Source organism: Leptolyngbya sp. FACHB-711, from assembly GCF_014695615.1.
Taxonomy (GTDB): Bacteria; Cyanobacteriota; Cyanobacteriia; order Elainellales; family Elainellaceae; genus Leptolyngbya_A.
In genome coordinates, this window is record NZ_JACJOR010000343.1 from 1 (window position 1) to 6655 (window position 6655).

A 6655-nucleotide genomic window follows, 5' to 3' on the forward strand; every position below is an offset into this window, starting at 1 on the left:
TGGAAATCGCTCACGTAAACAGCCTCGCCCAGTTTAAGGTACCCATCTCGAGGGAATGGTTGTATTGGAGTATTTGCAGTAGCAGTGGATTGATTAGGCACGATCGCTGTCTCCACCCGCCGTTGGTAGAAAACAAACTTTGGGCTGTGGCTTATCCACGAGTCCAAGAAATGTATTGATCCAGAAGAGGATTATCGGGTTCCATTGAGAAACCATCGCCACCCATTGCCACAACATGCCTCTCCACAAGAGACGCAGACATTTGGCTCTTACCTCAATTGCTACAATTGCCGATCTTTCAGTTCCCAGTCTTTCCGCTTGTCGAAGAACAGGCATCGCTACAGCAAGCAATGCTATTTATGTAAGGATTGTGCCAAGCCGTTTCTAGGGCATACGGATTGGGAAAATTATGGGGGCAAATTGTGAAATGAACCAGATGTCCAAACTCCTGTGCGAGATGCCAAAGGTTGAAATTCATACTCATCTAATTGGCACGGCAGATGCAGAAACCATTTATAAAATTGCTCAGCGCAACCGGGTGGCGCTGCCAGTAGCAAGTCACCCGTTGGGTTTCAGTGATGGACATTGGACGGGTCATGAATGCCAAAGCTGCAGCCAGCCAAGTGCGAGGCAGCGTGATCATGGACATTGGAGAAGCATTGATGGAAGAATGCCGGATTGATCCCAACACAGGTTATCCCGTGGCGTATGACCTGGCAACGTACCACTATCCTGCTTATGCCGATATTCCTCGCATTGACGTAGCCTTTGTAGGGCAACCAGATTTGACGTTTAATCCCCTGGGTGTGCGGGGAGTTGGTGAGGTGGGCATTACCGGAGTTGCTGCGGCTGTTGCGAATGCAATTTACCACGCAACAGGCAAACGATTCCGCAATTTACCAATCACTCCTGACAAGTTGATGGCGTAGTCCTATGAATTACAGCGAATCCTACAAGCATTTGAACAGATTCAAAACAATGGAAAACGCGCAGTTCTGGCAACTGTTGTACGAACAAGCGGTTCAGTTTACCGCAGACCGGGTGCCCGAATGCTGCTGACTGAGGACGGTGAGATGACCAGTGCCATCAGTGGTAGCTGCCTGGAAGCAGATATCTTAGAACGATCGCGCTCCCTCTTCTCCACTGACAGTGATCCTATCCTGGTACGATACGACACTACTTCCAATGATGACATTTTGTTTGGGTTTGGTTTAGGGTGCAATGGCATTGTGGATGTTTTGCTCGAATCATTGAACGGTGCTGTAATCAGTCAAATGTTATTCGTAGAAGATTGTTTGATGATGCAACAAATGGGCGCGATCGCCACAATCTTTTCTATCGATAACGTGCCAGATGTCAAAGTGGGCGATCGGTTAATGATGAAGTTTAATGCTCCAGTTATCAACCAAATAACCAATTTAGATGTTACTCAAAGAATTGCAACTGATGTGCAAAAATCACTCATTGAACAACAATCTTGTGTACAGTCCTACGCTCTATCTACTGGACGAATTGATGTATTGATAGAAGTGATTCATCCACCTGTTCCATTGTTGATCTTTGGGGCTGGATATGACGCGATTCCCGTAGTGCAGTTTGCGAAACAATTAGGCTGGCACGTTACAGTAATTGATCATCGCCCCGAACAACTGACCCACGATCGCTTTCCCCTTGCCGATCAACTCCTCTATTGCATCCCAGATCCGCCGAATGCCTATCATCATCTGCTAACGCCTCAAACCATCGCGATTGTGATGACTCATCGGTATCTCACTGATCTGGCGTTTCTCAAAACTCTAATTCCAGCTCAACTCCGCTATTTAGGAATATTAGGTCCGAAGCGGCGAATGCAAAAATTATGGGAAGACTTGGCTGAACACGGTGTTAACCCAAGTTCCGAACATATGCAGCAACTTTATAACCCAATCGGATTAGACATCGGAGCCGAAACACCTGAAGAAATCGCCCTCTCCATTGTGGCGGAAATTCAAGCGGTACTGAGTGAGCGTTCTGGTCGTCATCTGCGCGATCGCGTGGGTTCCATCCATTCTTCTCCAGAACTGCCATGTCTAGAGTTGGTATCCTGATTCTTGCTGCCGGAGCCTCTAACCGTTTAGGGCAACCGAAACAACTTCTAGCCTACAAAGGCAAGCCATTGATTCGACAAATGGCAGAGGTGGCGATTCAGACTGGTTGCCAGCCTATTGGGATAGTTTTGGGAGCATATGCCGAGACAATTGTTCCACACCTAGCAAATCTGGACATCCAAATTATTTACAACGAACAATGGGAATCAGGAATAGCAAGTTCAATTCGGTATGGGTTGGAGATGGTGGCGATCGCCCCTAAACTAGATGCGATCGTTCTCATGGTCTGTGATCAACCATTTGTTTCTTCCGACTTAATTCACCAATTGATTAATAAGCACCGGACGACAAATGTCCCGATCGTGGCTTCTGAGTATGGGGAAATTTTGGGTATTCCAGCCCTATTTCATAAAGCGTTATTTCTAGAACTTAAGACGCTTCAAGGAGATGTGGGGGCTAAGTTCATCATCCGCCAGTATCGCTCCCGCGTTTTAAGCATTCCGTTCGTGGAAGGAGCCATTGATTTAGATGTCCCTCAAGACCTGAAAATTCTTTCATCACTCGCTTAGAACCCTACTGGGGGATTTCAAGAAAATAGGGTTGCAGCATTATGGATGAAGCTCAATGAGGAATTACCTCAGCGGGAGCACTACATCGTATCGCTCAACATATCTGGAATTTGGAAAGGATGGCTGAAATAATGCACACAACTTGGGACTCCACCAAACAAATTCTCCGCACTCGCATTTCAGGCAGACTGCATCAGGAGCAGGTTGAAGCATGGGAGCGAAGCCTGGAGCAAGTGAGCCGTCAGATTCCTAAACACCTCAACTTTACGATGCTGATTGACATTCAAGGTTACGAAGTGAGTGAGCAGGACAAAGTAGTTCACCAACAGCAGCGAATCGTCATACCCACATTTTTAGCAAAACATGGTTTTGAAGTTGGATTTTTTCGGCTCTTTGAAGTTCAAAATACCATTCCTCCGAATCCCGATCGCGCCCGTTGTATTGCAGCCGCTCACGTTCATCATGATTGCAACAAAATGGCACTCTACAATCAAAATCTTGGGCGATCGAATGAACGCTTCTTTTGCCAGCTTTCCGAAGCTGAAGCATGGCTCCATGAAGAAATTTTTTGAAGTGATCTATGAATTTACCAACTTTTGAAGATCGCGTTGTTCTAGTGACAGGCGGTAGCTCAGGCATTGGGCGATCGACTGTATTAGCGTTTGTCAAGCAGGGTGCATCTGTCGTTTTTGCATCTCGTGGAGTCGAGGCAGGTATGGCATTACAGACAGAGATCAACCAATCTGGAGGTAAGGCGTTGTATATACAGGCGGATATGGCGGACCCTGCCGACATTGAAGCACTGACAACAAAAACGATTCAAGCGTATGGTCGCATCGATCACGCTGTTAACAACGCTGCTGCCAACGTACCACTGACTCCGACTGCCGAACTAACGGAATCCGAAGCAGACTATAGCCTGCTGTTAATTTGAAGGGCGTGTGGCTGTGTATGAAATACCAGCTTCAGCAAATGGTACAACAGAGAAATGGCACGATCGTCAATGTAGCCTCTGTAAACGGATTAAGCGGTACACCAATTGGTTCTCTATACACCGCGAGCAAGCATGGCGTAGTCGGACTCACACGCTCAACTGCATTGGAATATATTCGTCAGGGCATTCGCATTAACACCGTTTGTCCTGGGTTAGTGCATACTCCACGACTAGAGCGTCGTTGGGCAGAGTTGTCACCAGAACAGCGATCGCAGTCTATGCAAAAATTAGCCGATTCCATTCCCATCGGTCGATTTGCCCAACCTGAGGAAATTGCTGCTGCCATTCTCTGGTTATCTTCAACTCAAGCATCCTACATTGTGGGTCAGGCGATCGTCATTGATGGTGGGTTGACTGTATAGGGGAATTATCCTAGCTATGCATGTCCTAAATAGCTTTATTTGTAAGGCTTTCAGTGTCTACAAATTTTACGCAACTCATTTGCAAGCGATTTAGAGGGACAATTTTCAGAGGCATAAGACTGTTTGCATGATTACTGGCGATCGCAGATTTAACGAAGCCTGAAACTCCTTTACATCAATATCTTCAGCGGCTGAAATTTTGCGCAACTCATTTGCAAGCGTCCAACAAGGGCAATTTTCGCTTGAGGAATTATTCCAGATTCCAGAGAATAATTTTGCGCAGGTCATTTGCTCTTAGGATTGATGTAGATGTAAAAGTTCTAAAAAAGCTAAAGTTGCTACTATGTAAGGATTTTAGGCTTCACGATAAAGCGCAAGCCATTTGCAAATTGCGCAATATAATCTGCTCAGTCACAACCGACCTGTCAGTTGCTCCAACTTTTCGGGGTAACGCGCTCCTTGCACAGTAATTTTGGCGGCAGCATCGTTGATGCTTTGCAAATCTTGGGGCGTGAGTTCGACGGAGATCGCCCCGATGTTTTCGTCCAAGCGATGCAGTTTTGTAGTGCCCGGAATTGGCACAATCCACGGCTTCTGAGCCAGTAACCAGGCAAGTGCAATTTGGGCAGGTGTTACCTGTTTTTGTTCTGCAATGCTGTCCAGTAGATCGATCAAGGCTTGATTTGCTTTCAGTGCCTCTGGTGTAAAGCGAGGCAGACCACTCCGGAAGTCGGAACTGTCGAAGGTTGTGCTTGCGTCGATTTTGCCTGTAAGAAAGCCCCTTCCTAGTGGACTGTAGGGGACAAATCCGATGCCAAGTTCCTCAAGGGTTGGGATCACTTCTGCTTCAGGTTGTCTCCACCACAGCGAGTATTCGCTCTGGAGTGTGGTGACTGACTGAACCACGTGGGCAGTTAAAAGTCGAAGCCGTCTATTGCTATTTAAGTGGGTTATATCCTGGCTTTTTGTAGAGCTTTTCTGGGTTATTCACAATGTCTGGTTTACAGACTTTCTCTACCCAATCCTCTGGATTGATTTCTTCAATCGCTACCGAAATCGAGTCTTCGCTGCTTTCCAGAATTGACATAGCGTCTTTCACGATTTGCTCGACAACCCGAACTTTCTGCTGTTCCGACCTGCCAGGATAAAGCTTGATACTGATATGAGGCATTGTTTTTTCTCCTTCAGTCCTTTGCTGAACAAAGTTTAAAGCCATTAGGTGCGAAGGTCATGGACTATAACCATTTGTTGCTTTCACTGAAGTAACGGTATGTAGCGACAATCATCACTACACCATATCGGGCGGCGGCTATCAGAAGGATGATGCAATTGCAAAAACACTGTCGCTAAATTGCCTCCAAACGAGTAGCATCCACGCTTACTTCCTCTGCAAGTCGCTATTGCTATCGTCAAATTTGTGCTTTTGTGTGATTGCCCCATCAAAATGCGATCGCCCTCAGCCTAACCACTAACTCTCTCCTTACCAAGGCTGCGTAGTTGGACCAATCGTAAATTCATTTACGTTGGTGTCTTCTGGCTGGTCAATCGCAAACGCTATAACATTGGCAACGCGATCGGGTGAGATGCCATATTGCTCATACAGCTTGGTCATTTTTTCAGCCGCATCCTGGTCGGTAATCTGACCTAACAACTCCGTGTTAATTGCCGCGGGATAAAGGGCCGCAGTCCGAATGTTAGTCCCTTCCTAGGCAGACTCCATACGGAGAACTTCCATGAAATCGCGGACAAACCATTTCGTTCCACCGTAGAGCGCACCCCCTGGATAAGCTTTTAATCCAGCCACCGATGACGTTGTGATCACATGCCCAGATTTTTGGCTAACAAACATTGGTAACACCGCAGCGACACCATTGAGGACACCCTTAATATTGACATCCACCGTTTGATTCCATTCCTCCGTTTTCAATGCAGAAAGTGGAGCAGTGGGCATGATGCCCGCATTCAAGAAAATCACATCGACACGACCAAATGTTTCTTGGGCAAGCTCAACGATCGCCGCGTTATCCGATGGGTTCACCACATCCATCACTTGATAAACGGCTTGTCCGCCAACTTTTTGAATTTCATCAACGAGTTGTCTCAGTTGATTCCCGCGTCGTGCGCCCAGTACAACTTTCGCGCTTTTGCTTGCAAGCAATTTTGCAGTTGCTTCACCAATCCCTGAAGATGCACCGGTAATAATCACAACTTTGTCTTTAATCATCCTATTTCCTCTCTTTGCTGAGTCACTATTGAGTTCTACCTAATAGACTCATCAATCAGCCGAGGTTTCACCTCGTTTATTCCGATTTAAGCGATGCCATATCAATGACAAAGCGGTACTTCACATCAGACTTGAGCAGGCGATCGTAGGCTTCGTTGACTTTCTGGATCGGGATGACTTCGATATCGGCAGTAATATTGTGTTCACCGCAAAAGTTGAGCATTTCCTGGGTTTCGGCGATGCCACCGATCATAGAGCCAGAAAGACTACGGCGACCCATGATCAGGCTGAATGCGGCGACATCCAGTGGCTTTTCTGGTGCGCCAACCAGAGTAATGTTGCCGTCGAGCCGGAGCAGGTTGAGATAGGCGTTGATGTCGTGTTTGGCAGAGACAGTATCGAGAATGAAATCGAAGCTG

Annotated in this window: 11 protein-coding genes and 1 pseudogene; 6 read left to right on the top strand and 6 right to left on the bottom strand. The window is 46.8% G+C overall.

Annotated features, from left to right (window positions below; genetic code table 11):
- Window positions 1–93: 93 nt before the first annotated feature.
- Window positions 94–237 (bottom strand): hypothetical protein, encoded by a 144-nt coding sequence (locus H6F80_RS14180; RefSeq protein WP_190792183.1) that lies wholly within the window; start codon window positions 235–237, stop codon window positions 94–96.
- A 329-nt stretch (window positions 238–566) separates the two neighbouring features.
- Between H6F80_RS14180 and H6F80_RS14185 the strand changes: the two are divergent.
- The 6 genes and pseudogenes from H6F80_RS14185 to H6F80_RS30410 form a co-directional block, all read left to right on the top strand.
- Window positions 567–929, top strand: a pseudogene (locus H6F80_RS14185) (molybdopterin cofactor-binding domain-containing protein); the annotation flags it as partial.
- Between the two features lie 39 nt (window positions 930–968).
- Window positions 969–2087, top strand: coding sequence for an XdhC family protein (locus tag H6F80_RS30815; RefSeq protein ID WP_347277880.1), 1119 nt, complete (start codon window positions 969–971; stop codon window positions 2085–2087).
- Window positions 2066–2656 carry a nucleotidyltransferase family protein gene (locus H6F80_RS14195; RefSeq protein WP_190792184.1) on the top strand — a complete coding sequence of 197 codons (591 nt, stop codon included), beginning with the start codon at window positions 2066–2068 and terminating at the stop codon, window positions 2654–2656. The genes H6F80_RS30815 and H6F80_RS14195 overlap by 22 nt, the downstream gene beginning before the upstream one ends.
- Window positions 2657–2787: 131 nt before the next feature.
- Window positions 2788–3228, top strand: a complete 441-nt coding sequence (locus H6F80_RS14200; RefSeq protein ID WP_190792185.1) for a hypothetical protein — start codon at window positions 2788–2790, stop codon at window positions 3226–3228.
- Window positions 3229–3236: 8 nt separating this feature from the next.
- Window positions 3237–3590, top strand: coding sequence for an SDR family NAD(P)-dependent oxidoreductase (locus H6F80_RS30405; protein WP_199296577.1), 354 nt, complete (start codon window positions 3237–3239; stop codon window positions 3588–3590).
- A 17-nt stretch (window positions 3591–3607) separates the two neighbouring features.
- Complete coding sequence (locus tag H6F80_RS30410; RefSeq protein WP_199296578.1) at window positions 3608–4012, top strand: SDR family oxidoreductase; 405 nt, start codon at window positions 3608–3610, stop codon at window positions 4010–4012.
- 411 nt (window positions 4013–4423) lie between these two features.
- Here the strand turns inward: H6F80_RS30410 and H6F80_RS14210 are convergent, their stop codons facing one another.
- The 5 genes from H6F80_RS14210 to H6F80_RS14225 form a co-directional block, all read right to left on the bottom strand.
- Window positions 4424–4918 (bottom strand): aldo/keto reductase, encoded by a 495-nt coding sequence (locus H6F80_RS14210; protein ID WP_518523583.1) that lies wholly within the window; start codon window positions 4916–4918, stop codon window positions 4424–4426.
- 31 nt (window positions 4919–4949) lie between these two features.
- A complete protein-coding gene (locus tag H6F80_RS14215) occupies window positions 4950–5183 on the bottom strand; it encodes a tautomerase family protein (protein WP_190792186.1) in 234 nt (77 codons plus the stop codon).
- A gap of 309 nt (window positions 5184–5492) precedes the next feature.
- A complete protein-coding gene (locus H6F80_RS31325) occupies window positions 5493–5663 on the bottom strand; it encodes an SDR family oxidoreductase (RefSeq protein WP_242067356.1) in 171 nt (56 codons plus the stop codon).
- Between the two features lie 54 nt (window positions 5664–5717).
- Window positions 5718–6236 carry an SDR family oxidoreductase gene (locus H6F80_RS14220; RefSeq protein ID WP_242067357.1) on the bottom strand — a complete coding sequence of 173 codons (519 nt, stop codon included), beginning with the start codon at window positions 6234–6236 and terminating at the stop codon, window positions 5718–5720.
- A 76-nt stretch (window positions 6237–6312) separates the two neighbouring features.
- A partial coding sequence (locus H6F80_RS14225) for a zinc-binding dehydrogenase (protein ID WP_190792187.1) occupies window positions 6313–6655 on the bottom strand: 343 nt, incomplete at its 5' end.

Excerpts from the sequence above, each read along its gene's own strand:
- H6F80_RS14195 (WP_190792184.1), top strand. The coding sequence starts at position 2,066 with ATGTCTAGAGTTGGTATCCTGATTCTTGCTGCCGGAGCCTCTAACCGT.
- H6F80_RS14215 (WP_190792186.1), bottom strand. The coding sequence starts at position 5,183 with ATGCCTCATATCAGTATCAAGCTTTATCCTGGCAGGTCGGAACAGCAG.
- H6F80_RS14220 (WP_242067357.1), bottom strand. The coding sequence starts at position 6,236 with ATGATTAAAGACAAAGTTGTGATTATTACCGGTGCATCTTCAGGGATT.
- H6F80_RS30410 (WP_199296578.1), top strand. The coding sequence starts at position 3,608 with ATGAAATACCAGCTTCAGCAAATGGTACAACAGAGAAATGGCACGATC.
- H6F80_RS14180 (WP_190792183.1), bottom strand. The coding sequence starts at position 237 with ATGTTGTGGCAATGGGTGGCGATGGTTTCTCAATGGAACCCGATAATC.
- H6F80_RS30405 (WP_199296577.1), top strand. The coding sequence starts at position 3,237 with ATGAATTTACCAACTTTTGAAGATCGCGTTGTTCTAGTGACAGGCGGT.
- H6F80_RS14200 (WP_190792185.1), top strand. The coding sequence starts at position 2,788 with ATGCACACAACTTGGGACTCCACCAAACAAATTCTCCGCACTCGCATT.